We start from the raw sequence: 24268 nt of genomic DNA, 5'->3' as shown, positions 1-24268 counted from the left end.
ATTGTTCGTCGCGACCGCGCAGCCCGTGGGAAGCGAGGGCAGTATGTAGGAGGGGTGAGGGGGCGGGGATAAGTTTTTTGGTTTTGCCGGTTCTGTGCCCGTAGGGGCATCCCCCTCATCCGCCCTTCGGGCACCTTCTCCCCGAGGGGGAGAAGAACGGGTCGGTGGGCGCCTCTTATTCCTCTCCCCCTCGGGGAGAGGGTGGATCGGGCGTAGCCCGAGACGGGTGAGGGGACGGGTGGCACGATTAGGCCCCAGTGTGCCGGCACCCCCTCCCAGCTCCGCTAGGCCTATCGGCCAAGCTGCGCTACCTCCCCCGTCAAGGGGGAGGTGTGGGTTCGGTGCGTGGGAAGGCGGTATGGTGCTTGCGGTTTGGAGCCGATGTGGTGCAAGCCCTCGCGTCAGCCCGAGGGTGACGAGCCGTGGGGGAAGGTGCTTTCGCAAACTCACGGAATCGGCTGCGCCGGCGTTAGGTCGGCTCCGCGCTCAAGTGTTCGTGCACGATGACCCAGCCGGCGGGGTCTCGGCGCAATACGGTCGTGCCGCGGCCGCCGCCGGCGGCTGGGACGTTGTTCATCCGTCCGGTCCAGTGGAAATGATAGGAGCAGGCGGCGCTGTCATCGCCGATCGCCAGCCAGTACAGATCCTCGAGCCAATAGCGCTCGTCCACGATCCGGGCCCAGGTTTTCTCGAATGCCTGCCGGGACGCGGCCAGCCCGGAATGGGAGCCCGAACTGAACCAGAAGCTCACATCCTCCGCCAGCACCGGCAGCAGGGCATCGAAGCGGTGCTGGTTGATGACCTCGCCATAAAAGGCCATGGCCTCCTGCGGCGAGGCGAAGCCCATTTCAATATTTCCGCAGCAGGCCCACCAGGCGACCCTGCACCTTGACGCGGTCGGGCGGGAAGATGCGGGTTTCGTAGGCGGGATTGGCCGCTTCCAGCGCCACGGTATTGCCCTTGCGGCGCAGGCGCTTGAGCGTCGCCTCCTCGTCATCCACCAGGGCGACGATGATTTCGCCGGTCGAGGCGCTTTCCTGCTTCTTGATCAGCACCGTATCGCCATCGAAAATGCCGGCCTCGATCATGGAATCACCGCGCACTTCGAGCGCGTAATGCTCGCCCGCGCCCAGCATTTCGGGCGGCACGGCAATGGTATGGGAGTGGGTCTGGATGGCTTCGATCGGCGTACCGGCGGCGATGCGGCCCATGACCGGGATGGACACCGGACGGGCATAATCATCCGCGCCAACGGCATTGCCGCGCGCCGGGGGCATGGCGACCTTGCCCAGATTGCCCTCGATGACCGCGGGCTCGAAGCGCGCCTTGCGGCCGCCCAGCGAGGGGTTCATCGAATCGGGAAGCTTCACCACTTCCAGCGCCCGGGCCCGATTGGGCAGGCGCCGGATGAAGCCGCGCTCTTCCAGCGCGGTGATCAGCCGGTGAATGCCCGACTTCGATGCGAGATCGAGCGCGTCCTTCATCTCGTCGAAGGAGGGCGGGATGCCGCTTTCCTTCATCCGTTCATGGATGAACATCAGCAGCTCGTGTTGTTTGCGTGTCAGCATCGGCCCCAAACCCCAGAATCGGAACATAGACGGAACGACTATACGTGTTCCAGTTATGTTCTGCAATACGGGCGGCAAAGTATTCGCCGTAGGTCAATTGGGCCCGAGGAGAGGTGGGCCAGCGGGCCAAGCCCGGTGGTCTCTAGAAGGCGTCGATGGGGAGCACTTCGACATTTGTGCCGGCGGATTGGCCGGGATCATTCTCGGGCTGGACGATCAGCAGGTCGGCATGGGCCAGGGACGAGGTGTGGCCGCTATCGGTCTGGGAAATGGGCAGGACCTGCGGCCCGTCCGGCGTGTGGACCAGGCGAGCGCGCATATAATGGCGGCGGGCGCTGTTCGGCGGCGTCGGGGCGGCCAGCGGCAGGCGCCAATGGTCGGGTTCGGGATGACCGAGCCAGGCGCGCAGGGCGGGCTTGATGAACATGATCGCCGTGACCATGGCGGAAACCGGATTGCCGGGAAGCCCGAAAACCAGCGTCTGGCCACGGGTGCCGAACATGAGCGGCTTGCCGGGGCGCATATTGATGCGCCAGAAATCGAGCGACACGCCGAGATCCTTGAGCGCGTCCTGCACGAGGTCATGTTCGCCCACCGAGGCGCCGCCGGTGGTGACGAGAATGTCGGGTGCGGCCGCGAAGGCCTGGTCGAGGCGAGCGCGGAGCAAAGCGTCCTCGTCGCCCACGATGCCATGGTCCTCGATGTCGTCCGCATAGGGCGCCAGCAGGGCGGCGAGGCCGAAAGAGTTGGACGCGACGATCTGGTCGGGGCCGAGCGCGCTGCCGGGCAGGACCAGTTCGTCACCAGTGGCCAGGAGGCCGATGCGCGGCCGGCGCGCCACCGCGAGTTCGGCTTGATTGGCGGCCGCAGCCACGGAGATCTGCATCGGGGTCAGGCGCGCGCCGGCTTCGATGAGCACGTCACCTTTGGCAAAATCGTTCCCCTTCGGCCGCACGCTGTGGCCGAGCCGGGCAGGGGCGGTGAACCGCACCATGTCGCCCTCGCGCACGGCCTGTTCCTGCATGATCACGGTGTCGGCGCCCGGCGGCAGGGGGGCCCCGGTGAAGATACGGACGGCTTCGCCGGGTCCGAGGGCGCCGGCAAAGCCGGAACCGGCCTGGGACATGCCGATGATCTTGAGCGCCGTGCCCTCCGACACGTCGGCAGCGCGCAGCGCATAGCCATCCATGGCGCTGGCGTGAAAGGGGGGCTGGTCATGCGTGGCGACGAGCGGGGCGGCGAGAACCCGGCCGGCGGCGGCCGAGAGCGCCACCCGCTCCGTGCCGACCGGCGGCACCCGCGCGAGAATGGCCGCTAAAGCCTGTTCGACCGGCAGGAGGCTCATGGTGACCGTACGAAGTCGCCCGATTTGCCGCCGGATTTTTCCAGGAGGCAGATATCGGAGATGACCATGGCGCGGTCGATGGCCTTGGCCATGTCGTAGAGGGTGAGGGCCGTGGTGGAGGCGGCCACCAGGGCTTCCATCTCCACCCCGGTCTGGCCATTGGTCTCGGCGGTGACGCGGACCAGGATGGCGCTTTCCCCATCGCCTTCAATATCGACGCTCACCTTGGTCAGCGGCAGCGGATGGCAAAGGGGGATCAACTCGGACGTCTTCTTGGCGGCCATGATGCCGGCGATCCGGGCGACGGCCAGGGCGTCGCCCTTCTTGAGCCCGCCGGCTAGGATGGTGGCAATGGTTTCCTTCCGCCCGCTCAGCCGCGCCTGCGCCACGGCGCGCCGATGTGTAACCGCCTTGTCACCGATATCGACGATATGGGCTTCGCCCTTGTCGTTGAGATGGGTGAGGCCGCCAGCCATCAGCGTACCTGCTCGGGCGCGCCCATCAGCAGCGCGCGGGTGGCGGCGGCGACGTCCTGCTGGCGCATCAGGCTCTCCCCGACCAGGAACGTGCCGACCCCGCAGCGTTCGTCGAGCATGGTGACGTGCTCATGGGTGAGGATACCGCTTTCGCTGACCAGCAGTACGTCGGACGGAACACCCGCGGCGAGGCTGATGGTGGTGTCCAGCGTCGTCTCGAAGGTGCGCAGATTGCGGTTGTTGATGCCGATGAATTTCGAGTTCAGCGCCAGTGCCCGGTCCAGTTCGATCTGGTCATGGACTTCCACCAGCGCGTCCATGCCCCATTCCTCGGCGGCATCGAGCAGGTAGCGCGCGACGTCGTCGCCCACGGCGGCGAGGATGATGAGGATGCAATCGGCGCCCCAGGAGCGCGCCTCGGCCACCTGATAGGTTTCGAACAGGAAATCCTTGCGCAGCGCAGGCAGGCCGGTGGCGGCGCGCGCCTCGACCAGATAGGCCGGCGAGCCCTGAAAGCTCGGGCGGTCGGTCAGCACGGAAAGGCACGCGGCCCCCGCGCTTTCATAGGCGCGGGCGATTTCGGCCGGGTTGAAATCGGCGCGGATCAGGCCCTTGGAGGGGCTGGCCTTCTTCACCTCGGCGATCAGGGCGTAATCGCCATTGGCGCGCTTGGCCTTGAGCGCCTTGAGGAAGCCGCGCGGCGCCGGCTGGTCATGGGCCTCCGCCACCACTTCGGCCCAGGGGCGCATGCTTTTGGCCGCGGCGATCTCCTCGCGCTTATAGGCTTCGATCTGCTGGAGAATATCGGTCATGAAACGCGTCCGTTCGAAATGGCCACGAGGCGGGCGAGTGTCTGCTTGGCCTTGCCGCTGTCGACCGTTTCACGGGCCAGGGCAATGCCGTCTTCGATGCTGGCCACCTTGTCGGCCACCAGCAGCGCGGCGCCAGCATTGAGCAGCACCGTGTCGCGATAGGCGCCGGGCGCGCCCTCCAACAGGGCAAGCATGGCGGCGGCATTGTCGGCCGGCTCGCCGCCGAGCAGGTCCTTGGGGTCGGTCAGGGACAGGCCAACCTGTTCGGGATGCAGCTCGAAGCTGCGCAGGTCGCCATCGGCGATCTGGGCCACGAAATTGGGGCCCGAGGTGGAGAGTTCGTCCAGCCCCTCGCTCGAATGCACGACCCAGGCCTTGATGGCGCGATTGGCGAGCAGCGCGGCGGCTACCGGCTCGACCCATTGCTGGGAATAGACGCCGAGCAGGTAACGGCGGACGCCGGCCGGATTGGCTTGCGGTCCGAGCAGGTTGAAGAGCGTGCGCACGCCCATTTCGGCGCGGGCGGGCCCGACATGGCGCATGGCCGGATGATGGTGCGGCGCGAACATGAAGCCGATACCGGCGCGGGCAATGGTCGACCCGATCTCCTCCGGCATCAGGTCCAGCTTGACGCCGAGGGCTTCGAGCACCTGCGAGGCGCCCGAACGCGACGACAGCGCCTTGTTGCCATGCTTGGCCACCGGTACGCCGGCCGCTGCCACGACCAGGGCGGTTGCGGTGGAGATATTGAGGCTGCCCAGCCCGTCGCCACCTGTGCCGACGATGTCGATGGCGCCTTCGGGCGCCGTCACCGGCACCATCTGTTCGCGCAGGATGGAGACGGCGGCGGCGATTTCACCCACAGTCTCGCCCTTGAGGCGCATGCCCATGAGGAAGGCGCCGATCTGAGCCTGGGTGGCTTCGCCGGCCATGATGATGCGCATGGCGGAGCGCATTTCCTCACCGGTCAGGTCCTTGCCGTCGGCGATCTTGTTGAGCGCTGTCTTGATATCCATCATGCAGCCCTCCGGCCGTTGAAGTCGTTGGCGATATTGAGGAAGTTCTGCAGGAGCGCATGGCCGTTCTCGGAGGCGATGCTTTCCGGATGGAACTGCACGCCGTGCAGCGGCAGCGTCTTGTGCTGCATGCCCATGATCAGCCCGTCATCGGTGGTGGCGGTGATTTCGAGCGCATCGGGCAGGGTCTCGGTGCTGACGATCAGCGAATGATAGCGGGTGGCTTCGAACCCGGCATTGAGACCGCGGAAAATGCCCCGGCCATTGTGGTTGATCCGGCTGGTCTTGCCATGGAACAGGCTCGGCGCGCGGATGACGTCACCGCCCAGGGCCTGGCCCATGGCCTGGTGGCCGAGACAGACGCCGAGCATGGGAATGCTCGATTTGAAGCGATCGATCACCGCCAGGCAGATGCCGGCCTCGTTGGGCGTGCAGGGGCCGGGGGACAGCACGATGGCGGCCGGCGCCATGGCGGCGATTTCCTCAAGCGTAATCTTGTCGTTACGCCTCACGGTGATGTCGGCGCCCAGTTCCCCGAGGAAATGGACGAGATTGTAGGTAAAGCTGTCGTAATTATCGATGACGAGGGTCTTGGTCATTCTGGGCCTGCCTCAAGCAAACATGGTTCTGGTGAAGATATTCAGAACCAGCCCCGCCATCGGAACATATCGGTAGACCTCATCCTGAGCTTGTCGAACGACGAGGTCGTGGCAGCATCGGCGCAGGCACCCTCATGGTTCGTCAGGCTCACCATGAGGTCTCCAAGGAAATTGCTCATTGTCCCACTCCGGCCTCGCCGGCATAGCGTAATGCTTCCTCGGCGGCGCTGAAAAGGGCACGGGCCTTGTTTTCGCATTCCAATTGTTCGAGCTCGGGCTTGCTGTCGGCCACGATGCCGGCTCCCGATTGCACGAAAAGCTTGCCGTCCTTGACGATGCCGGTGCGCAGCACGATGCAGGTATCCATGGTGCCGTCGGCGCCGAAATAGCCCACGCAGCCGCCATAAATGCCGCGCCGCGAGGCCTCGAGCTCGTCGATGATCTCCATGGCCCGCACTTTCGGCGCGCCCGAGACGGTGCCCGCCGGGAAGCCCGCCGACAAGGCATCGACGAAGTCGTATTTGGGATCCAGCACGCCGACCACGTTGGAAACGATGTGCATGACGTGGGAATAATATTCGAGGAAGAACTTGTCGGTGACCTTCACCGTCCCGGTTTTCGCAACCCGGCCCACATCGTTGCGGCCCAGGTCGAGCAGCATCAGGTGTTCTGCCAGCTCCTTGGGGTCCGAAAGCAGTTCGGCGGCAAGCTCCTGGTCCCGTGTCGGGGTGGCGCCGCGCTTGCGCGTGCCGGCGATGGGGCGGATCGTCACCTCCCCATCCTGCACCCGCACCAGGATTTCCGGGCTGCTGCCGGCCACGGCAAAGGTCCCGAAATCGAGGAAATACATATAGGGGCTGGGATTGGTGCGCCGCAGCGCCCGGTAGAGCGCGGTCGGCGGCAGTGTGAAATCGGCCGAGAACCGCTGGCTCAGCACCACCTGGAAGATGTCGCCCGCGGTGATGTAGTCCTTGGCGCGGGCAACCATGCCGAAATAATCCTCGCGCGACGTATTGCTGGTGACGGCGATGGATTCGAGATCGGGCAGGGTAGGGGCGGCGGGCATGGTCCGGGCCAGGCGCGCTATGGCGTCGTCGATCCGGCCCTCGGCGGCCGAGAGCGCCTGCTGCGCCGTGACGCCCTCGCGCACATAGACCGGCGCGGTCAGGTACAGCTCGTCCTTGAGCGTATCGAAGATCGCCAGGAGCGAGGGGCGCATCAGGATGGCTTCGGGCGTGTCCAGCTCATCGGCCTTGTCGGTGGGCAGGTGCTCCATGTACCGGACCATTTCGTAGCCGAGATAGCCGTAAATCCCCGCCGATTGCGGCGGCAGGCCGGCCGGCACCTCGATGCGGCTTTCGTCCACCAGCCCGCGCAGGGCATCGAGCGGCATGGCGGACAGCGGCGCGAAGGCATCCGGATCGAGCTGGGTCGAACGGTTGATCAGCGCCTTGCCGTCCTCGACCTTGAGGATCAGGTCGGGCAGCAGGCCGATGATCGAGTAGCGGCCCCGCGTGGTGCCGTCCTGCACGCTTTCCAGCAGGAAGCTATGCGTGCGGCCGGCCGCCAGCTTGAGATAGGTGCCGATCGGCGTTTCCAGATCCGCCACGACGCGACGCCAGACGATTCCAGACTTTCCGGCATCGTATTGCGCGGTAAAGTGCTTGGAAAAGTCGTCAGCCATTTTGGTCTGGTTCCGTTGTTGCTTCCGGCCTATTCGCCGAAATTCTGGATAAGGAGCTGGCGCAGCGCCTGCTGGTTCACCCGCAGCCCGGCATCGTCCCGCAGGGCCGAGACGAACTCGCCATAAACGGCATTGCGCGCTTCGCTGTCGAGACTTGCCTGTACCTGGGCCTCGAGGGGATCGGCTGGCGCCGCGGCATCCACCACCTCGAAGACGATGAATTCGCCGCTTTCGGTGACCACCGAGCCCTTGTGATCCGGCCCGCCGGCAAAGACCGCCGAGGCGAGCGTGCCGTCGATAAAGCCGTCGGCGGAGCCGAAGCGCTCGAAGGGTGAGCTGATCTGGGGGAAGGTGTTCAATTCCATGGCGATATCGGCCAGCGCTTCGCCATTCTGCAAGCGGGTAACGATCGTCTCGCCGAGCGCCATCAGCGCCTCGTTATTGCGCTGCTCGCTAATGGCGGCACTGATCTGGTCTCGCACTTCATCGAGGGTCTGGTCGCGGGCCGGCTCAATGTTTTTCAGGTCGAACCAGAGATGCGCATTGCCGCCCAGCGGCACGCTGGGAATGAGCTGGCCGTCCTGGGCGCGGAAGATCGCCTGCGCCACGCGGGAATATTCACTGGCCGGCAGGTTGGGCAGGACCGACAATTCGGCGCCCGATGCGGTCACGTTAGCCTCGTAAACCGGCAGGCCGAAGCGCTCGCCGATCTCGTCGAGCGGCTGGAAGGCGGCGCGCAATTCCTCGATCTGGTCGAGAATGTCGCTGATCTCCTCGCGGGCGGCATTGGTGCCCAGGCGGGTGATGATGTCGGCGCGGGCCTCTTCCAGCGTCGGTTCGCCCTGGGATTCGATAGCCGCAACATGCACGGCGCGTTGGCCGCCAATGCCCCCGATAATGGCGAAGCCGCCCTCGGGCAGGCCGAATGCGGCTTCCGCGAGGCGGCTGTCCGTCACCTGGCTGCGCGCCAGCGTGCCCAGGCTGGATGGCGTCACGCCGGCTTCGCTGGCCAGGGTCGCGAAATCGGTGCCGGCCGCCAGGCCCTGCTCGAACAAGGCCTGCCGCTCCGGCGTATTGAGGGCAACCTGCTCGATCGTGCGCCGCTCCGGCGTGGTCAGAGTGTCCTTGACGCGCTCGTATTCGGCGGCGATTTCGGCATCTTCGAAGGTCTTGGTCGCCGCGAGCGAGGCCAGCGACAGATCGAGCATCTCCACCTGCCGGGTCTCGACGGTGCGATATTCGGCCTGGTGCTCGGCCAGATAGGCGGCGAGCTCTTCCTCGGTGGGCTCGGCCGGCGTCTCCACATTGGCATCGGTCAGCGTGATATAGTCGATGGTGCGCGTGGCCGCGGCGTAATCGTTGATGAGATCGCCGGCGACCGCAGGCAGGGCAACACCGGCAAAGAGCGTGTCGATCAGCTGGCCGCGGCGGGCCTCGCTGGCCCGGGCCTCGAAATATTCCGCCTCCGTCCAGCCGGCGCGCTGCAGCGTCTGGCTGAAGATGGCGGGCTCGAACGTGCCCAATGTGCCATGGAAGGTGGGATCCTCGCGCAGCATCTGGCCGAGCCGGGCATCCGAGACGCCGAGGCCGAACTGATCAGCCAGCCCGTCCAGCGCGGCGCCTTCCGAAAGCCGCAGCAGCACGGCGCTGGGAATGCCCATGGCCTCGGCCTGGCTGGTGGTGGGCACCGTGCCGAGCTGGCTGGACATGGCGTTGATCTGGCTCTGATAGGCCCGCAGGAATTCCCGCGCATTGATTTCTTCATTGCCGACGCGGGCGACAGTATTGCTGCCCAGATCGACGATCACATTGTTGATGCCGAACCCGGCGACCCCCACAAGCAGAAATGCGCCAAGGATCTTTCCCGGCCAGGATTTTGCAAAGTCACGCAAACCATCGAGCATTTCGAACGTTCCAGTTTGGGGTCCAAGCCTTTACCCGAGGGCGCGCGCCGGACTAGTAAGACAATTCGACTGCCGGGGTTAGGGCAAAGCCCTCTCCGGCGCAAGAGGCAGGAGTAGCTAGATTGACGACCATCTCACCGCTGATCGCCGGAAACTGGAAGATGAACGGCCTCACCCATTCGCTGGATGAGCTGGCCGAGCTGGCGCGGCTGCTGACCACCGGCGCCGCGCCGCGGGCCGTCGTCGTCGTCTGCCCGCCCGCAACGCTATTGGCCGCCGTCGCCGCCCAGGGCGCTTCGAGCGGCATTCTCGCCGGTGGCCAGGATTGCCATTCCGAGGCGGCCGGGGCCCATACCGGGGACATTTCCGCCAGCATGCTGGCCGATGCCGGCGCGCAGTTCGTCATTGTCGGCCATTCCGAGCGCCGCGCCGATCACGGCGAAACCGACGATGTGGTGCGCACCAAGGCTGAGGCGGCCATCGGCGCTGGCCTCAAGCCCATCATCTGCGTGGGCGAGACCGAGGCCCAGCGCGATGCCGGCGAGGCCGAGACCGTGGTGAGCGCCCAGCTCGCAGCCTCCATTCCCGAGGCGGCCGGACAGCACGAGGTGGTCGTGGCCTACGAACCGGTCTGGGCCATCGGTACCGGCCGCACGCCCACCCTGGAGGACATCGAGGCCATGCATGCCTCCATTCGCGCGGGATTGATCGAGCGCTTCGGCGCCGAGCGCGGCGAATCCATCCGGATTCTCTATGGCGGGTCGATGAAACCGCAGAATGCGCGCGAGATTCTGTCTGTCGAAAACGTCAATGGCGGCCTGGTTGGCGGCGCCAGCCTCTTGGCAAAGGACTTCTATACGATTATCTCCGCCGTATAGCTGAGCGGGACGCCGTCCGGTTGGAGCGAAAATCGCTGCGACCGGCTGGTATTTGCCGTTCGAGGGGTGTATGACCCCGCATCCTTTACAACCCGGGGGCGATGGCGCCTGCCTCGGCCCCGGACTGACGCGAAGACAAGACATTCATGGCCAACGTACTGCTCGTCGCCTATCTGCTGATCGTCATTGCGCTGATTGTCGTCATCCTCCTGCAGCGCTCCGAAGGCGGCGCACTGGGCATCGGTGGTGGCAATAACGGCATGATGACCGCCCGCGGATCGGCAAATCTGCTGACACGCACGACGGCAATCCTGGCGGTCCTGTTCTTCGCCTCGGCCATTGGCCTGACCATCCTGAGCGAGCTGGATCGCACCACGTCGAGCATTCTCGACAGCGCCGTCTCGACTCCGGAAGGCCAGCAGCCGAGCACGGTTCTCGATGCGCTCAACGCCCTCCAGGGCGATCTGCCGCTGCCGGCGGAAGCGCAGACGCCCGCCAATACGACCGGCACGGACCTGCCCGTGCCCGCGGCTCCCGCCGAAACGGCCCCCGCGCCGGCCGCGGATTCGATGCTGGCCCCGGTCCCCGAGGCGCCCGCTGCCGGCGGCGCGACGCCGTCCGAAACGCAGCTCGCGCCGGCGGGCAACTGATCCGCCGCAAGGCGTTACCGAAAAAGGGGATGGCGACATCCCCTTCTTCTTTTTGTGTAGAGCGGGCTTCCCACTCTGCGAATCGTTCATGATGTGCTTATGGTGATCGCCCATGGCTCGGTACGTTTTTATCACCGGAGGCGTGGTTTCCTCCCTTGGCAAAGGTCTAGCATCGGCGGCTCTGGGCGCCGTGCTGCAGGCGCGCGGCTACAAGGTCCGCCTGCGCAAGCTCGACCCCTATCTCAACGTGGATCCCGGCACGATGTCGCCGACCCAGCACGGCGAGGTCTTCGTCACCGATGACGGTGCCGAAACCGACCTGGACCTGGGCCATTACGAACGCTTCACCGGCCGCTCGGCCAACAAGCGCGACAACATCACCACGGGCCGCATCTATTCCGACCTCCTGGCCAAGGAGCGCAAGGGCGAATTCCTGGGCGCCACGGTGCAGGTCATTCCGCACGTCACTGACGCCATCAAGAATTTCGTGGTGGAGGGGAACGAGGATTTCGACTTCGTTCTGGTCGAGATCGGCGGCACGGTGGGCGACATCGAGGGCCTGCCGTTCTTCGAGGCCATCCGCCAGCTCGGCAACGACCTGCCGCGGGGCCATGCCGCCTATCTGCACCTGACGCTGATGCCCTATATCCCCTCGGCCGGGGAATTGAAGACCAAGCCCACCCAGCACTCGGTCAAGGAGCTGCGCTCCATCGGTATCGCGCCGGACGTGCTGCTGGTGCGCTGCGACCGCCCGATTCCGGAAGGGGAGAAGAAGAAGCTCTCCCTGTTCTGCAACGTGCGCGAGAGCGCCGTGATCCAGGGCCTGGACGTTTCCTCCATCTATGACGTGCCCATGGCCTATCACAGGGAAGGCCTCGACCGCGAAATCCTGGCCGCCTTCGGCATCACCGACGCGCCCGAGCCGGACATGACGGCCTGGGACGAGGTTTCCCGGCGCCATCACAATCCCGAAGGCGAAGTGAACATCGCCATCGTGGGCAAATATACCGGCCTCAAGGACGCCTATAAGTCGCTGTCCGAAGCGCTGACCCATGGTGGCATCGCCAACAAGGTCAAGGTCAATTTGCAATGGATCGATAGCGAGGTCTTCGAGCGCGACGATCCGGCGCCCTATCTCGAACATGTCCACGGCATCCTAGTGCCCGGCGGCTTCGGCGAGCGCGGCTCGGCCGGCAAGATCGAGGCGGCGCGCTTTGCCCGCACCAAGGACGTGCCCTATTTCGGCATCTGCTTCGGCATGCAGATGGCCTGTATCGAAGCGGCCCGCAACACGGCCGGCATCAAGAATGCCTCTTCCACCGAATTCGGCCCCACCAAGGAGCCGATCGTGGGCATGATGACCGAATGGGTGAAGGGCAACGAGAAGGAAAGCCGCGCCTCCGACGGCGATCTGGGCGGCACGCTGCGCCTGGGCGCCTATCCGGCGCAGTTGACGCGCGGTTCGCGCGTGGCCGACATCTACGGCACGACGCGCATTTCCGAGCGCCATCGTCACCGCTACGAGGTGAACATGGATTACCGCAAGGTGCTGGAAAAGAACGGCCTCTTGTTCTCCGGCGTCTCGCCGGACGGCACGCTGCCCGAAATCGTCGAGCGCACCGACCATCCCTGGTTCATCGGCGTGCAATTCCACCCCGAACTCAAGTCCAAGCCCTTCGAGCCGCACCCGCTGTTCACCAGCTTCATCGCCGCGGCCATGGACCAGAGCCGGCTGGTGTAACACTCTTGCCTTCTCCCCTGAGGGGAGAAGGTGGCCCGAAGGGCCGATGAGGGGTTCAGCGTCGCATTCTTTCCGAGAAGCCTTCGCCCCTCACCCCAGCCCTCTCCCCTGGAGGGGCGAGGGGGCGAAAGAGCCGCCGCTTCCCGGATCGTTCAGGGGAATGCAACTGATAGCTGCCCTGTTGCAACACCCCGGCAAGCCCGCTAAGCACTCGAACTGAATTTGCGACTATCCAGGACTGCCAAGTGACCCTCGTCGATACCCGCACCCCCGACAAGAAACGCCTGATTTCCGGCTCGACCGGCGACTGGGAAGTGATCATCGGCATGGAAGTGCACGCCCAGGTGACCAGCGAAAGCAAGCTGTTCTCCGGCTCGTCGACCGAATTCGGCAATCCGCCCAATGCCAATGTCAGCTTCGTGGACGCGGCCATGCCCGGCATGCTGCCGACTATCAACGAGGAATGCGTGCGCCAGGCCGTACGCACCGGGCTGGGGCTCAAGGCGCAGATCAACAAGCGCTCGGTGTTCGACCGGAAGAATTATTTCTATCCGGACCTGCCGCAGGGCTACCAGATTTCCCAGTTCAAGGACCCCATTGTCGGCGAGGGCAAGGTGCTGCTCGATGTCGACGGCGAACAGATCGAGATCGGTATCGAGCGCCTGCATCTGGAGCAGGACGCCGGCAAGTCGATCCATGACCAGCATCCGAACATGAGCTTCGTGGATTTGAACCGTTCCGGCGTGGCGCTGATGGAAATCGTCAGCAAGCCGGACCTGCGCTCGTCCGAGGAAGCCAAGGCCTACCTCGCCAAGCTGCGGACCATCCTGCGTTATCTGGGCACCTGCGACGGCAATATGGAGCAGGGCTCCATGCGCGCCGACGTCAACGTGTCGGTGCGCCGCCCGGGTGGCGAATTCGGCACGCGCTGCGAAATCAAGAACGTCAATTCCATCCGCTTTGCCGGCCAGGCCATCGAATATGAAGCCCGCCGCCAGATCGACATCCTGGAAGACGGCGGCACGATCGACCAGGAAACGCGCCTGTTCGATCCCAAGAACGGCGAAACGCGGTCCATGCGCTCCAAGGAAGAAGCGCATGATTATCGCTATTTCCCCGATCCCGACCTGCTGCCGCTGGAATTCGACGACGCCTTCATCGCCGGCCTGGCCGAGCACCTGCCGGAATTGCCGGACGAGAAACAGGCCCGCTTCATCGCCGAATTCGGCGTGACGCCCTATGACGCCATGGTACTGACCCTGGACCGGGAAACTGCGGATTATTACGAGGCCTGTGTCGGACATGGCGGCGCCAAGCGCGACGGCAAGGCCGTGGCCAATATCCTCAATGGCGACGTGGCCGCCTTTGCCAATAGCCAGGGCATGGCCGTGTGGGAAACCCATCTCAAGCCGGCCCAGATTGCCGGGCTGGTCGATCTGATCGCCGGCGGCACCATCTCGTCCAAGGGTGGCAAGGACGTGCTGCAAATCCTTATCGCCGAGGAGCCTGAGGGCGACCCGGCCGATATCGTGGAGCGGCGCGGCCTCAAGCAGGTGACCGATCTCGGCGCCATCGAAAAGATCGTCGACGAGATCATCGCCGCCAATCCCGATCAGGTGGAGAAGGTGAAAGCCAAGCCTACCATGATCGGCTGGTTCGTCGGCCAGGCCATGAAGGCCTCGGGCGGCAAGGCCAATCCGCAGGCGCTCAACGAGCTGATGAAGCAGAAGCTCGGTATCGAATAACGAGCCCTCGGGCGGAAACGCTTCCGTTACGGATTGATATCGTGGCCCGGCTCCGGCGGCAGCGCCGGGTCGGGCTTTTCCGTATCCTGGTCATGCCGCAAGGGCGACGTGTAGGGATTTTCGGCGTCCTCGGTCGGCAGATGCACCGGCATGGGCGGCACAGGTTGCGGCTTTTTATGCGGCACGTCCGGTTCGTGCTTGTGCGGGTCGGTCATTCTAAACCTCCCTTGGGCGCGGATCGTGGCCGGGATCGGGTGGAATTTCCGGCGCCGGCGCGGGCATGGGGTCCTCGACCGGCTGGTCAGGATTGGGCACTTCCCGTGGCCGGGGCGGGAAGGGATCGAGCGGCTGCGGCTGGGGTGGCTCTGGCTGCGGCACGATTTCGGGAATGGGGCGCGGATCGATATCGGGTCTGGGTTCGGGCATGGAAAACCTCCACCCGGCCAACGGGTGGGCGGAGGAAATGTTCCGTTCGTCTCAGGCCTCTGCCCGCCGCCAGATTTGCCGGATCCGGCCATCGATGAACAAGAGGCCGAAGAAAATCACCAGCATGCCCAGGATCTGGATCGGCAGGATGGTTTCGCCCAGCACCGAAACGCCGATGATCAGCGCAGAGATCGGGGCGATGAAGGTGGTGGTGGCGAAATTGGTCGCCCCGACCCGCGGCAGGATCCGGTACATGATCTGGAAGGTGAAGGCGGTCGAGAGCAGGCCGATGGCCAGGGCCGCGCCCCAGGTCTCCGGCCGCGTCATCACCGGCAGGCCCTCGGCAAGGAAAGCCATTGGCGTGGCGACCACGGCGGCCCCGGTCAGCGCGATGGCGGCAAAGGCCGTCGGCTCGACATGCTTGAAGCTGCGTGTGATGTTGAGCGAGAGCGCATAGCACAGCGTCGCGCCCAGGCAGGCGGCAATCGCCCAGACCTGTGAGCTGCCGCCGGCGCTGAGGGCCGGAGATACCAGAATGGCGGCGCCGGCAAAGCCGATGGCGACACCGGTGAACTTGGTGGGGCTGGCCTTCTCCCCGCCGATCCAGAAATGCGAGATGACGGCGGTGACCATCGGGGTCAGCGCATTGATGATGGCGGCGATGCCGCTGGCCAGATGCGCCTGGGCCAGCGGAAAGAGCGCGAAGGGAATGGCATAGGCGACAATGCCCAGCGCGCCGAGTTGCAGCCACAATCGCGGATCGCGCGGCACCGGCTTGCGCAAGGCCCACAGGAAGGCCCAGCAGCCCAGCGCGCCGATGGCCACGCGCAGCGATGTCACCCAGAGGGGACCGATCTCGCGGATCAGCACGGCGTTGAAAACGAAAGAGCAGCCCCAGATGGCGCCCAGCAGAACGATCAAAGCCCAGTCGCGCAGACTCATCCGATACCCCTGAAAAGACGGCAGACGCTACGCCCGGCAAGAACAAAGGTCGAACCGTTTTTGACGATGGCGGTCATCAAAAGTTGTGATGGGCTGATGCTGCTGACAGGGGGTGTCAGTGTTTTGCTTCGATCATGTGCTTGATTGCCAGCGCGAGAGGAAGCGTCGACCCTCCATGATCGATCATCTCAAATACTCGGGCGCGGATTTCGGCACCCAATATGAGGTCCTGGCTGGCCTGATCGCCGACGACCCGGTGTTGATGGCTTTTCTTGAAGGCATGGTGGCGCTCGATCTGCCCTACCCGCTGCTGGGCTCCGGCGCAATCTACAACATGGTTTGGAACGTGCTGACCGGGCGTTCGCGCCATCTGGGCATCAAGGATGCCGATATCGTCTATTTCGATCCCAACGATTGCAGCTATGAGGCCGAGGACCGCGTCATTCGCCGCGCCCGATCCTATTTCGCCAATAGTCCGATTCCCGTCGAAGTGCGCAATCAGGCGCGCGTTCATCTCTGGTTTCCGGAGAAGTTCGGGCTGGCCTATCCCCAACTCAGAAGCAGCGCCGAAATGCTGATCTATTTCGCGACCAAGACGCATGCGGTAGCGGCGCGCTTGCAAGACGGGCAGATCGCCATCCACGCGCCTTTCGGGCTGGACGACCTGTTTTCGTTCCGGCTGACGCCGAACCCGGTTCTGGACAACAGGACCACTCATGAACGCAAGGCGGCGCGCGCCAAGGCGATATGGCCGGAACTGGTGGTGGAGGAATGGCCGGGATAGCCTAAGACGCTCTCCCGAAGACCTCATGGTGAGCCTGCCGAACCACGAGGACGGGCACGCCGAAAGCTGGTTGCCACGACCTCGCCCTTCGACGAGCTCAGGATGAGGTCTACTGGCGATTCCGAGGTGTCACGGAAGCATCCCATCCGGCGTCATTGCCCGGCTTGTCCGGGCAATCCACTGGCCGCCGCGATAGCGCATGGACCACCCGAACAAGTCGGGTGGTGACGGAAGAGGGGGGAAGTGGGATTAGGGCTACAGCCCTAATCCCACTTCCCCCCTCGCCAGCATGCGCAGCGCCTCGGGGTAGATGCGGTGTTCCTCGACAAGGACGCGGGCAGCGAGCGTGTCCGGCGTGTCGCCGGGCAGGACGGGCACGCGGGCCTGGAGGATGGCGGGGCCTTCGTCGAGGCCGGGCGTGACGAAATGCACGGTGCAACCATGTTCGGTGGCACGGTCGGCCAGGGCGCGCTCGTGGGTGTCGAGGCCTCTATAGGCCGGCAGCAGGGAGGGATGGATGTTGATCATCCGACCCTGCCAGCGATGGACGAAGTCCTCGCCCAGGATGCGCATGAAGCCGGCGAGGCAGATCAGGTCGGTCTCCCAGCTTTCGAGCACCTGGGTCATGGTGTCTTCGAACATGTCCCGGCTGGGGAACTTGCTCTGCGCCAGCGAGGCCGTGGCGATGCCATGGGCGGCGGCGACCGCCAGGCCCGGCGCGGCGGCCCTGTTGGAGAGCACGCCCACGATTTCGGCGGGATAATCCGGCGCCTTGGCGGCATCGATCAGCGTGGCCATGTTGGAGCCGCGCCCGGAAATCAGGATGGCGACCTTCTTGCGGGTCACAGCGCCAGCTTGCCCCGGAAGGTGACAGGCTCGCCGGACCGCTCGGTGAGCCGGCCGACAATGGCAGCGGTTTCGCCTGAAGCGGCGAGGCTGTCCACCAGCTTGTCCGCATCCGCCGGCGCCACGGCCACCAGCATGCCGACGCCGCAATTGAAGGTGCGCAGCATTTCGCGCTCGTTCATGCCGCCGGTCTTGGCCAGCCAACCGAACACACCCGGCACCGTGATGGCCCCGAGATCGATATCGGCGGCGAGGTGATCGGGCAGGACGCGGGGAATATTGTCGATGAAGCCGCCGCCGGTAATGTGCGCGAGAGCCTTGATGTCGAGGCCGGTACGCAGGGCGGTCAGCAGCGATTTGACATAGATGCGGGTCGGCTCGAGCAGGGCGTCGGCCAATGTCCGGCCGGTGGCGAAGGGGGCAGGGGCGTTCCAGGCGAGGCCGGAGAGATCGACGATCTTGCGCACCAGCGAATAGCCGTTGGAATGCACGCCCGAGGAGGCGATGGCCACCAGCACGTCGCCGGCGCCGATATCGGGGCGGGGCAGGAGGGCGCCACGCTCGGCCGCACCGACGGCGAAGCCGGCCAGGTCGTAATCATTGCCCTGATACATGCCCGGCATTTCAGCGGTTTCCCCGCCGATCAGCGCGCAGCCCGCCAGCCGGCAGCCATGGGCGATGCCCTCGACAATGGCCGTGCCCTGGGTAACGTCCAGCTTACCGGTGGCGAAATAATCGAGGAAGAACAGCGGTTCGGCGCCCTGGACCACGAGGTCGTTGACGCACATGGCCACCAGGTCCTGGCCGATCGTGTCATGCTTGCCGGTATCGATGGCGATCTTGAGCTTGGTGCCGACCCCGTCATTGGCCGCGACGAGCACCGGATCCTTGAAGCCGGCGGCCTTGAGATCGAAGAGGCCGCCGAAGCCGCCGATCTCGCCGTCGGCGCCGGGGCGCCGTGTCGAGCGGACGGCGGGCTTGATCGCCTCCACCAGGGCATTGCCCGCGTCGATGTCGACGCCTGCCTGCTTGTACGAAAGTCCGTTTGATGGCAGGTTTCGCGCGTCGGACATGAGCCTCAATGCCAATGCTGGGGATTGCGGGCGCAACAGGATGCGCGCGATCCGGGTTGGTTGAATTTTTCGGTGCTGGCCGTTAGACGGCCTGATAGCTTTTCGGTTACTCAGACGCAAGGGCCGCCCGGCACCATGATGCTCAGAAATCAAGTGCTCATCTGGATCGGCCTGTTATTGGCGCTGATCCTGGTCCTGTGGGTGTTCCGCGGCATCCTGCTGCCCTTCGTGGTCGGCGCGGCCCTGGCCTACCTGCTCAACCCCCTGGTCAACCAATTGCAGAAATGGCGCTTCAACCGCGTCTGGGCCACCGTGGTGGTTCTGCTGTGCATGATGGCCATCGTGGTCACCCTGTTCTCCATCTTCGTGCCGCTGATCGGCCAGCAGATCATCGGGCTGATCCAGCGCCTGCCGGCCTATTTCAGCGATCTGCAGCAATTGGCCACCCGCTATTCGCCCGAGCTCAACGAATGGCTCGGCCCCGAGCGCGCCGCGCAGGTACAGGTCAGCATCAACGACCTGACCCGCAATGCCCTGGGCTTCATCGCCACGCTGCCGGCCGAACTGGTCAATATCGGCCTTACCGGCGCGGCCGTGGTCGGCTTCACCATCCTTTCGCCGGTGGTCGCCTTCTATCTGCTGCTCGATTGGGAAGGCATGGTGCGCGGCATCGACGGCCTGCTGCCGCAGACGCACAAGGCCGAGATCAAGGGCATATTGCGCGATATCGATCGCTCCATGGCCGGCGTGATCCGGGGGCAGGGCGGCGTGCTGCTGATCGATGCCGCCTATTATGCGACGGCGCTGAGCCTGATCGGGCTCAATTATGGCCTCGCCGTCGGACTGATCGCGGGTCTGATGAGCTTCATTCCGTTCGCCGGCTTCACGCTCGGGCTGGGGCTGTCGGTGGGCATCGCCATCGTGCAATTCGCGCCCAATTGGTGGATGGTGGCGGGCGTGGCCAGCATTTTCCTGTTCTGGCAATTCATCGAGGGCAATGTGCTCTATCCCAAGCTGGTGGGCTCCTCGATCAACATCAATCCGGTCTGGATGATGTTCGCCTTGCTGGCCCTGGGCGCCGTTTTCGGTTTTGTCGGCCTCTTGCTGGCCGTGCCCATGGCGGCCATCGCCTCGGTGCTGGTGCGCTATGGCGTGCGCAAATACAAGGAGAGCTCACTCTATCTCGGTTCCGATGACGGCAAGTCCAGCGATGACGCCGCTGCCTGAAAACGGAATACGGCAATTGCCGCTCGATCTGGGGCACGAGCCCTCGCTCGCCGAGGACGATTTCCTGGTCGGGGAGGGCAATGCCTTGGCCCATGCCCGCATCACCGCCTGGCCGCATTGGCCCGATGGCATGACGCTGCTGATCGGACCGGCCGCTTCGGGCAAGTCGCATCTGGCCCGGATATTCGTCGAGCGCAGCCAGGCGCGTCTCGCCACCCCCGGCACGATCGCGCAGATCGCCGCGGCGGGCGGCACCGAGCCGCTGGTGATTGAGGACGTGGACCGCAATGGCTATGACGAGCATGCCCTGTTCCACCTGCTCAACCAGGCCATGCGCGGCGAGCGTGGCCTGTTGATGACCGCACGCGAGGAGGTGCCGTCCTGGCCGCTCAGAACCGACGATGCGCGCTCGCGAGCGCGGCGGGCCCCGGTTTTTCGCCTGGAGGTCAGTGACGACATCGAACTGTCACAGATGTTCGTGAAATTGTTCGGGGATCGGCAAATCAGGGTCGACCCCAGGGTGATTGGCTATATCGTGCCGCGCATGGAGCGCAGCCCGGAGGAGGCCGCCGCCCTTGTCGATCTGATGGACCGGCTGGCCCTGGCAAAGGGGACGGCCATCACCCGCAATTTGGCCGCGGAGGCATTGGCGCATCGGCAGGATATGCGCGACGCCACGCGGGAACAGCACTGGGACGCCGATAGTGATGAATGAGATGAGCGAAATCGCCGAATCCGGTTCGGCCGGTCCCGATGCGGAAGCCCTGCGCAAAAGCCCGGCACGCTTCGTCAACCGCGAGGTGAGCTGGCTGCAATTCAACATGCGCGTGCTCGAGGAAGCCGGCAATGTTTCGCACCCGCTGCTGGAGCGGCTGCGCTTCGTGTCGATTTCGGCCAATAATCTCGATGAATTCTACATGGTCCGCGTCGCCGGCCTGAAGGGTCAGATCCGCGCCGGCATGTCCAAGCAGAGCGCCGACGGGCTGACCCCGAGCGAGCAATTGGAAGAGATCGCCACGCTCGCCCAGCACCTGCAATTGGAGCAGCAGGATCACTGGAAGGAATTGCGCGAGGAATTGTTCGCGCAGAACGTGGTGATCCACGAGGCCGATGACCTGACCACCGAACAGGTCAATTACCTGCAAAAGCTGTTCCGCGAGGAAATCTTCCCGGTCCTTACCCCCATCGCGGTCGATCCGGCGCATCCTTTCCCGTTCATTCCCAATCTGGGCCTGGCACTGGCCTTCGAACTGAAGCGCCCCAATAGCGACCAGAACCTGACCGCCCTGGTGCGCATTCCCGGCAATCTGGATCGCTTCATCAACCTGCCTTCCGGGCTGGCCGCCGATGGGCGCAGCGAGGTTGTGACCATCGATACCTTGGTCAAACTCTTCTTCCACAAGATGTTTCCTGGCCACGAAGTGGTCGGCTCGGGCGCCTTCCGCATCATCCGCGACAGCGAAATCGAAATCGATGACGAGGCGGCGGACCTGGTGGTGGAATTCGAATCCGCCCTGCGCCAGCGCCGGCGCGGCCAGGTGATCCGGCTGGAAATCGAGCGCTCCATGCCGCGCGCCCTCAAGCGCCAGATCGGCGAACAATTGGGCGTCAAGGAAGCCGATGTCTTCGAGGTCCAGGGCTTCCTTGGCCTCGCCGATGCCCGCAAGATTTGCGACATCGACCGCCCCGATCTCAAGTTCACGCCCTATCTTGCGCGCTTCCCCGAGCGCATCCGCGATTATAACGGCGACAGCTTCGCCGCCATCCGCGCCAAGGATATTCTCGTCCACCACCCCTTCGAGAGTTTCGACGTGGTGGCGCAATTCCTGATGCAGGCGGCCCGCGATCCGGACGTGGTCGCCATCAAGCAGACGCTCTATCGGACCTCCTCGGACAGCCCCATCGTCAAGGCGCTGGTCATGGCGGCCGAGGCCGGCAAGTCGGTGACCTGCCTGGTCGAGCTCAAGGCGCGGTTCGACGAAGAGGCCAATATCCGCTGGGCCCGCGACCTCGAACGGGCCGGCGCGCAGGTCGTGTTCGGCTTCATCGAGCTCAAGACCCACGCCAAGCTGAGCCAGGTGGTGCGGCGCGAAAAGGGCAAGCTGGTGAGCTATTGCCATATCGGCACCGGCAATTATCACCCCATCACCGCCAAGATTTATACCGACCTGAGCTATTTCACCATCGATCCGGCCATTACCCGGGACGTGGCCCGCGTCTTCAATTTCATCACCGGCTATGCGCGGCCGACCGAGCTGGAAACGCTCGCCGTCTCGCCGGTCAACCTGCGCCAGACCTTGCTCGACAATATCGCGCGGGAAATCGAACTGGCCCAGAATGGCCAGCCGGCCCATGTCCTGCTCAAGATGAATGCGCTGGTGGACCCCCAGGTCATCGACGCACTCTACGATGCGAGCCAGGCCGGGGTGAAGGTGGAGCTGATCGTGCGCGGCATCTGCTGCCTCCGGCCCGGCATTCCCGGTTTCTCGGACAATATCCGCGTGAAATCAGTCGTGGGGCGCTTCCTCGAACACAGCCGCATCTATTGTTTCGGCAATGGCGAATCCATGCCCTCGGCCCGCGCCAAGGTCTACATTTCCTCCGCCGACCTCATGGGCCGCAATCTCGACGGGCGCGTCGAAGTCATGGTGCCGATCCTCAACAAGACCGTGCACAAGCAGATTCTCGACCAGATCATGGTTGCCTATCTCAAGGACAACCAGCAAAGTTGGGAAGTGCTGCCCGACGGAAGCTCGCACAGGATCCGCATGGCGGAGGGCGAGGAGCCCTTCAACGCCCACAATTATTTCATGACCAATCCCTCGCTGTCGGGTCGCGGCAGTGCCGGCATGGTGGAGACCGACGAAGGTTGAACGTGACTCAATTCTGGGGCGTCGATGCCGATCCGACCGCGCAGGGGCGCATCAAGGGCGCCCGTCCGGTGGCGGTTCTGGATATCGGCTCCAACTCGGTGCGCCTGGTCGTCTACGAGCGTCATGCGCGCGCGCTGACGCCGCTCTATAACGAGAAGTCCGCCTGCGCCCTGGGGCGGGGCATCGCCAGGAGCGGGCGCCTGTCCGACGCCAGCATGGCCACGGCCATCGACGCCATCCGGCGCTTCGCGCTGGTGGCGCGGATGATGCGGGTCGGCAAGGTGCATGTCCTGGCGACCTCGGCCGTGCGCGAAGCGGCCAACCGCGCCGAATTCGTCGCGGCGGTCGAGGCGGTGATGGACAATCCGGTGCGCGTGCTGAGCGGCGAGGAAGAAGCGCACTACGCCGCCCTGGGCGTCGTGGCCGGCATACCCGGCTTTGCCGGCATTGTCGGCGACCTGGGCGGGGGGAGTCTGGAACTTTCCGCCATCGCCAATGGCGCCGACACCAACGGTCAGAGCTTCGAACTCGGCGTCATCCGCCTGCAGGACGATGCCGATGGCTCGCCCGTGAAGGCAGCCGAAATCGTCCGTGCCCGCCTGGCCGAAAGCCTGCTCGGCAGCGCCTGTGCCGGCGGGCGTTTCGCCGCCATCGGCGGCACCTGGCGTTCGCTGGCCAAGCTGCATCAATCCCGCACCGATTACGCGCTGCACATGGTGCAGGACTATGTGGTGCCGGCCGCCGACATGATCGCTTTCTGCGACGAGATCGTCGCCGCCGATTCGATCAAGAATTACCCCGGCTCGGGCAGTGTCAGCTCCTCGCGCCGCGATCTGGTGCCCATCGGCGCCGCCGTCCTGGCCGAAGTCTTGCGCGCCGGGCAGTTCGACAGCGTGGTGTTTTCGGCGCTGGGCGTGCGCGAAGGCTATCTCTACGGCAAGCTGGACCAGCGCGAACGCGCCATCGATCCGCTGATCCAGGGCGCGGAGGAATTGTCGGTCCTGCGCTCGCGCTCGCCGGCCCATGCCAACGACCTGATCGAATTCACCGGGCAATATCTGGGCATTGCCGGGATATTGGAGACGCCCTCGGAACTGCGCCTGCGGCATGTCGTATGCCTGCTGGCCGATATCGGCTGGCGCTCGCATCCCGATTATCGCGGCCCGCAAAGCGTCGATGCGGTTGCCTATGGTTCGCTGACCGGCGTCGATCACCCCGGCCGCTCCTTCCTGGCCCAGACCGTGGCGATCCGCTATGACGGGCTCAAGAGCAAGGCGGCGCAGAGCCTCCTGCCGCTGGGTACGCCGGATATGACGGCCCGGGCACGGCTGATCGGGGCACTGTTCCGCGTCGCCTATCCGATGACCGCGGCCATGCCCGGCATCCTGCCGCGCACGCGCTTTTCCATCGACGGCGAGACGCTGATCCTGCACCTGCCGGCCGATTTCGCCTTTCTCAACGGCGATCACCTGCGCAACCGCCTGCGCCAATTCGCCGACATCGCCGGCCATGCGGAGTCGCGGATCGTGGTGGGATAAGGACTACCGGTTTCGGTGCGGATAAGGTTTCCGGAAGAGCTCATGGTGAGCCTGTCGAACCACAAGGTCGGGCAGGCTAGGGCTGGCGTGCGACGACCACGCCCTCCGAGACGGCGCCACGCGCTTCCTCAGGATGAGGTC

At 64.8% G+C, this 24268-nt stretch carries 23 protein-coding genes; 9 read left to right on the top strand and 14 right to left on the bottom strand.

Annotated features, from left to right (window positions below):
- Positions 1 to 469: 469 nt before the first annotated feature.
- The 9 genes from A3840_RS14530 to A3840_RS14490 form a co-directional block, all read right to left on the bottom strand.
- Positions 470 to 847: a YybH family protein gene (locus A3840_RS14530; RefSeq protein ID WP_245676630.1), complete on the bottom strand. Its 378-nt coding sequence runs from the start codon at positions 845 to 847 to the stop codon at positions 470 to 472.
- 1 nt (position 848) lies between these two features.
- Positions 849 to 1568 (bottom strand): transcriptional repressor LexA, encoded by a 720-nt coding sequence (lexA, locus tag A3840_RS14525; protein ID WP_067458276.1) that lies wholly within the window; start codon positions 1566 to 1568, stop codon positions 849 to 851.
- A gap of 142 nt (positions 1569 to 1710) precedes the next feature.
- The gene (locus A3840_RS14520; protein ID WP_067458273.1) at positions 1711 to 2913 is read right to left on the bottom strand and encodes a molybdopterin molybdotransferase MoeA; all 1203 of its coding nucleotides are present in this window, start codon (positions 2911 to 2913) and stop codon (positions 1711 to 1713) included.
- On the bottom strand, positions 2910 to 3389 hold the full coding sequence (gene moaC / locus A3840_RS14515; protein ID WP_067458270.1) for a cyclic pyranopterin monophosphate synthase MoaC: 480 nt from the start codon (positions 3387 to 3389) through the stop codon (positions 2910 to 2912). The genes A3840_RS14520 and moaC overlap by 4 nt, the downstream gene beginning before the upstream one ends.
- Positions 3389 to 4201 carry an indole-3-glycerol phosphate synthase TrpC gene (trpC, locus tag A3840_RS14510; protein ID WP_067458267.1) on the bottom strand — a complete coding sequence of 271 codons (813 nt, stop codon included), beginning with the start codon at positions 4199 to 4201 and terminating at the stop codon, positions 3389 to 3391. Before trpC ends, moaC begins: the two co-directional genes overlap by 1 nt.
- Positions 4198 to 5220 carry an anthranilate phosphoribosyltransferase gene (gene trpD / locus A3840_RS14505; RefSeq protein WP_067458264.1) on the bottom strand — a complete coding sequence of 341 codons (1023 nt, stop codon included), beginning with the start codon at positions 5218 to 5220 and terminating at the stop codon, positions 4198 to 4200. The genes trpC and trpD overlap by 4 nt, the downstream gene beginning before the upstream one ends.
- Positions 5217 to 5816 carry an anthranilate synthase component II gene (locus tag A3840_RS14500; RefSeq protein ID WP_067458261.1) on the bottom strand — a complete coding sequence of 200 codons (600 nt, stop codon included), beginning with the start codon at positions 5814 to 5816 and terminating at the stop codon, positions 5217 to 5219. The genes trpD and A3840_RS14500 overlap by 4 nt, the downstream gene beginning before the upstream one ends.
- A 175-nt stretch (positions 5817 to 5991) precedes the next feature.
- Entirely contained in the window at positions 5992 to 7500 is a 1509-nt protein-coding gene (gene trpE / locus A3840_RS14495; RefSeq protein ID WP_067458258.1) for an anthranilate synthase component I, read from the bottom strand.
- A gap of 29 nt (positions 7501 to 7529) precedes the next feature.
- On the bottom strand, positions 7530 to 9404 hold the full coding sequence (locus tag A3840_RS14490; protein ID WP_067458255.1) for a peptidylprolyl isomerase: 1875 nt from the start codon (positions 9402 to 9404) through the stop codon (positions 7530 to 7532).
- A 122-nt stretch (positions 9405 to 9526) separates the two neighbouring features.
- Between A3840_RS14490 and tpiA the strand changes: the two genes are divergently transcribed.
- From tpiA to gatB, 4 genes are all read left to right on the top strand, one after another.
- Positions 9527 to 10282 (top strand): triose-phosphate isomerase, encoded by a 756-nt coding sequence (tpiA, locus tag A3840_RS14485; protein ID WP_082903916.1) that lies wholly within the window; start codon positions 9527 to 9529, stop codon positions 10280 to 10282.
- A 146-nt stretch (positions 10283 to 10428) separates the two neighbouring features.
- On the top strand, positions 10429 to 10932 hold the full coding sequence (secG, locus tag A3840_RS14480; RefSeq protein WP_067458249.1) for a preprotein translocase subunit SecG: 504 nt from the start codon (positions 10429 to 10431) through the stop codon (positions 10930 to 10932).
- 112 nt (positions 10933 to 11044) lie between these two features.
- Positions 11045 to 12673, top strand: coding sequence for a CTP synthase (locus A3840_RS14475; protein ID WP_067458246.1), 1629 nt, complete (start codon positions 11045 to 11047; stop codon positions 12671 to 12673).
- A 245-nt stretch (positions 12674 to 12918) separates the two neighbouring features.
- A complete protein-coding gene (gene gatB / locus A3840_RS14470) occupies positions 12919 to 14418 on the top strand; it encodes an Asp-tRNA(Asn)/Glu-tRNA(Gln) amidotransferase subunit GatB (protein WP_067458243.1) in 1500 nt (499 codons plus the stop codon).
- 26 nt (positions 14419 to 14444) lie between these two features.
- Here the strand turns inward: gatB and A3840_RS14465 are convergent, their stop codons facing one another.
- The 3 genes from A3840_RS14465 to A3840_RS14455 are packed head-to-tail and all read right to left on the bottom strand — an operon-like array spanning position 14445 to position 15786.
- Positions 14445 to 14633 (bottom strand): hypothetical protein, encoded by a 189-nt coding sequence (locus A3840_RS14465; RefSeq protein ID WP_067458240.1) that lies wholly within the window; start codon positions 14631 to 14633, stop codon positions 14445 to 14447.
- Between the two features lies 1 nt (position 14634).
- The gene (locus A3840_RS14460) at positions 14635 to 14844 is read right to left on the bottom strand and encodes a hypothetical protein (RefSeq protein ID WP_067458237.1); all 210 of its coding nucleotides are present in this window, start codon (positions 14842 to 14844) and stop codon (positions 14635 to 14637) included.
- A gap of 51 nt (positions 14845 to 14895) precedes the next feature.
- Positions 14896 to 15786 (bottom strand): DMT family transporter, encoded by an 891-nt coding sequence (locus tag A3840_RS14455; RefSeq protein ID WP_067458234.1) that lies wholly within the window; start codon positions 15784 to 15786, stop codon positions 14896 to 14898.
- A 175-nt stretch (positions 15787 to 15961) separates the two neighbouring features.
- Here A3840_RS14455 and A3840_RS14450 point away from each other — a divergent pair, with 175 nt between their 5' ends.
- Positions 15962 to 16570, top strand: a complete 609-nt coding sequence (locus A3840_RS14450; RefSeq protein WP_109442334.1) for a nucleotidyltransferase family protein — start codon at positions 15962 to 15964, stop codon at positions 16568 to 16570.
- A gap of 255 nt (positions 16571 to 16825) precedes the next feature.
- Here A3840_RS14450 and purN read toward each other — a convergent pair whose 3' ends face one another.
- Together purN and purM are read right to left on the bottom strand one after the other, a co-directional pair.
- The gene (gene purN / locus A3840_RS14445; protein WP_082903915.1) at positions 16826 to 17416 is read right to left on the bottom strand and encodes a phosphoribosylglycinamide formyltransferase; all 591 of its coding nucleotides are present in this window, start codon (positions 17414 to 17416) and stop codon (positions 16826 to 16828) included.
- On the bottom strand, positions 17413 to 18489 hold the full coding sequence (purM, locus tag A3840_RS14440; RefSeq protein WP_067458232.1) for a phosphoribosylformylglycinamidine cyclo-ligase: 1077 nt from the start codon (positions 18487 to 18489) through the stop codon (positions 17413 to 17415). The genes purN and purM overlap by 4 nt, the downstream gene beginning before the upstream one ends.
- A gap of 135 nt (positions 18490 to 18624) precedes the next feature.
- Here purM and A3840_RS14435 point away from each other — a divergent pair, with 135 nt between their 5' ends.
- Genes A3840_RS14435 through A3840_RS14420 form a run of 4 tightly spaced genes read left to right on the top strand, consistent with a single transcriptional unit; the run spans position 18625 to position 24127 of the window.
- The gene (locus A3840_RS14435) at positions 18625 to 19716 is read left to right on the top strand and encodes an AI-2E family transporter (RefSeq protein WP_067458230.1); all 1092 of its coding nucleotides are present in this window, start codon (positions 18625 to 18627) and stop codon (positions 19714 to 19716) included.
- Complete coding sequence (locus A3840_RS14430; RefSeq protein ID WP_067458227.1) at positions 19700 to 20431, top strand: P-loop NTPase family protein; 732 nt, start codon at positions 19700 to 19702, stop codon at positions 20429 to 20431. The genes A3840_RS14435 and A3840_RS14430 overlap by 17 nt, the downstream gene beginning before the upstream one ends.
- The gene (locus tag A3840_RS14425; RefSeq protein WP_067458224.1) at positions 20424 to 22589 is read left to right on the top strand and encodes an RNA degradosome polyphosphate kinase; all 2166 of its coding nucleotides are present in this window, start codon (positions 20424 to 20426) and stop codon (positions 22587 to 22589) included. Before A3840_RS14430 ends, A3840_RS14425 begins: the two co-directional genes overlap by 8 nt.
- Before the next feature lie 2 nt (positions 22590 to 22591).
- Positions 22592 to 24127 (top strand): Ppx/GppA phosphatase family protein, encoded by a 1536-nt coding sequence (locus tag A3840_RS14420; protein ID WP_067458282.1) that lies wholly within the window; start codon positions 22592 to 22594, stop codon positions 24125 to 24127.
- The last annotated feature ends 141 nt before the right edge of the window (positions 24128 to 24268 follow it).

Origin of the sequence: Devosia elaeis, from assembly GCF_001650025.1 — a bacterium.
Lineage (GTDB): Bacteria > Pseudomonadota > Alphaproteobacteria > Rhizobiales > Devosiaceae > Devosia > Devosia elaeis.
The sequence above is the reverse complement of the archived record's forward strand: the minus strand, read 5'-3'. Positions and strand labels throughout refer to the sequence as shown.

Coding starts and splice junctions, on each gene's coding strand:
- A3840_RS14530 (WP_245676630.1), bottom strand. CDS start 847: ATGGGCTTCGCCTCGCCGCAGGAGGCCATGGCCTTTTATGGCGAGGTC.
- lexA (WP_067458276.1), bottom strand. CDS start 1,568: ATGCTGACACGCAAACAACACGAGCTGCTGATGTTCATCCATGAACGG.
- A3840_RS14520 (WP_067458273.1), bottom strand. CDS start 2,913: ATGAGCCTCCTGCCGGTCGAACAGGCTTTAGCGGCCATTCTCGCGCGG.
- moaC (WP_067458270.1), bottom strand. CDS start 3,389: ATGGCTGGCGGCCTCACCCATCTCAACGACAAGGGCGAAGCCCATATC.
- trpC (WP_067458267.1), bottom strand. CDS start 4,201: ATGACCGATATTCTCCAGCAGATCGAAGCCTATAAGCGCGAGGAGATC.
- trpD (WP_067458264.1), bottom strand. CDS start 5,220: ATGATGGATATCAAGACAGCGCTCAACAAGATCGCCGACGGCAAGGAC.
- A3840_RS14500 (WP_067458261.1), bottom strand. CDS start 5,816: ATGACCAAGACCCTCGTCATCGATAATTACGACAGCTTTACCTACAAT.
- trpE (WP_067458258.1), bottom strand. CDS start 7,500: ATGGCTGACGACTTTTCCAAGCACTTTACCGCGCAATACGATGCCGGA.
- A3840_RS14490 (WP_067458255.1), bottom strand. CDS start 9,404: ATGCTCGATGGTTTGCGTGACTTTGCAAAATCCTGGCCGGGAAAGATC.
- secG (WP_067458249.1), top strand. CDS start 10,429: ATGGCCAACGTACTGCTCGTCGCCTATCTGCTGATCGTCATTGCGCTG.
- A3840_RS14475 (WP_067458246.1), top strand. CDS start 11,045: ATGGCTCGGTACGTTTTTATCACCGGAGGCGTGGTTTCCTCCCTTGGC.
- A3840_RS14465 (WP_067458240.1), bottom strand. CDS start 14,633: ATGACCGACCCGCACAAGCACGAACCGGACGTGCCGCATAAAAAGCCG.
- A3840_RS14460 (WP_067458237.1), bottom strand. CDS start 14,844: ATGCCCGAACCCAGACCCGATATCGATCCGCGCCCCATTCCCGAAATC.
- A3840_RS14455 (WP_067458234.1), bottom strand. CDS start 15,786: ATGAGTCTGCGCGACTGGGCTTTGATCGTTCTGCTGGGCGCCATCTGG.
- A3840_RS14450 (WP_109442334.1), top strand. CDS start 15,962: ATGATCGATCATCTCAAATACTCGGGCGCGGATTTCGGCACCCAATAT.
- purM (WP_067458232.1), bottom strand. CDS start 18,489: ATGTCCGACGCGCGAAACCTGCCATCAAACGGACTTTCGTACAAGCAG.
- A3840_RS14435 (WP_067458230.1), top strand. CDS start 18,625: ATGATGCTCAGAAATCAAGTGCTCATCTGGATCGGCCTGTTATTGGCG.
- A3840_RS14430 (WP_067458227.1), top strand. CDS start 19,700: ATGACGCCGCTGCCTGAAAACGGAATACGGCAATTGCCGCTCGATCTG.
- A3840_RS14425 (WP_067458224.1), top strand. CDS start 20,424: ATGAATGAGATGAGCGAAATCGCCGAATCCGGTTCGGCCGGTCCCGAT.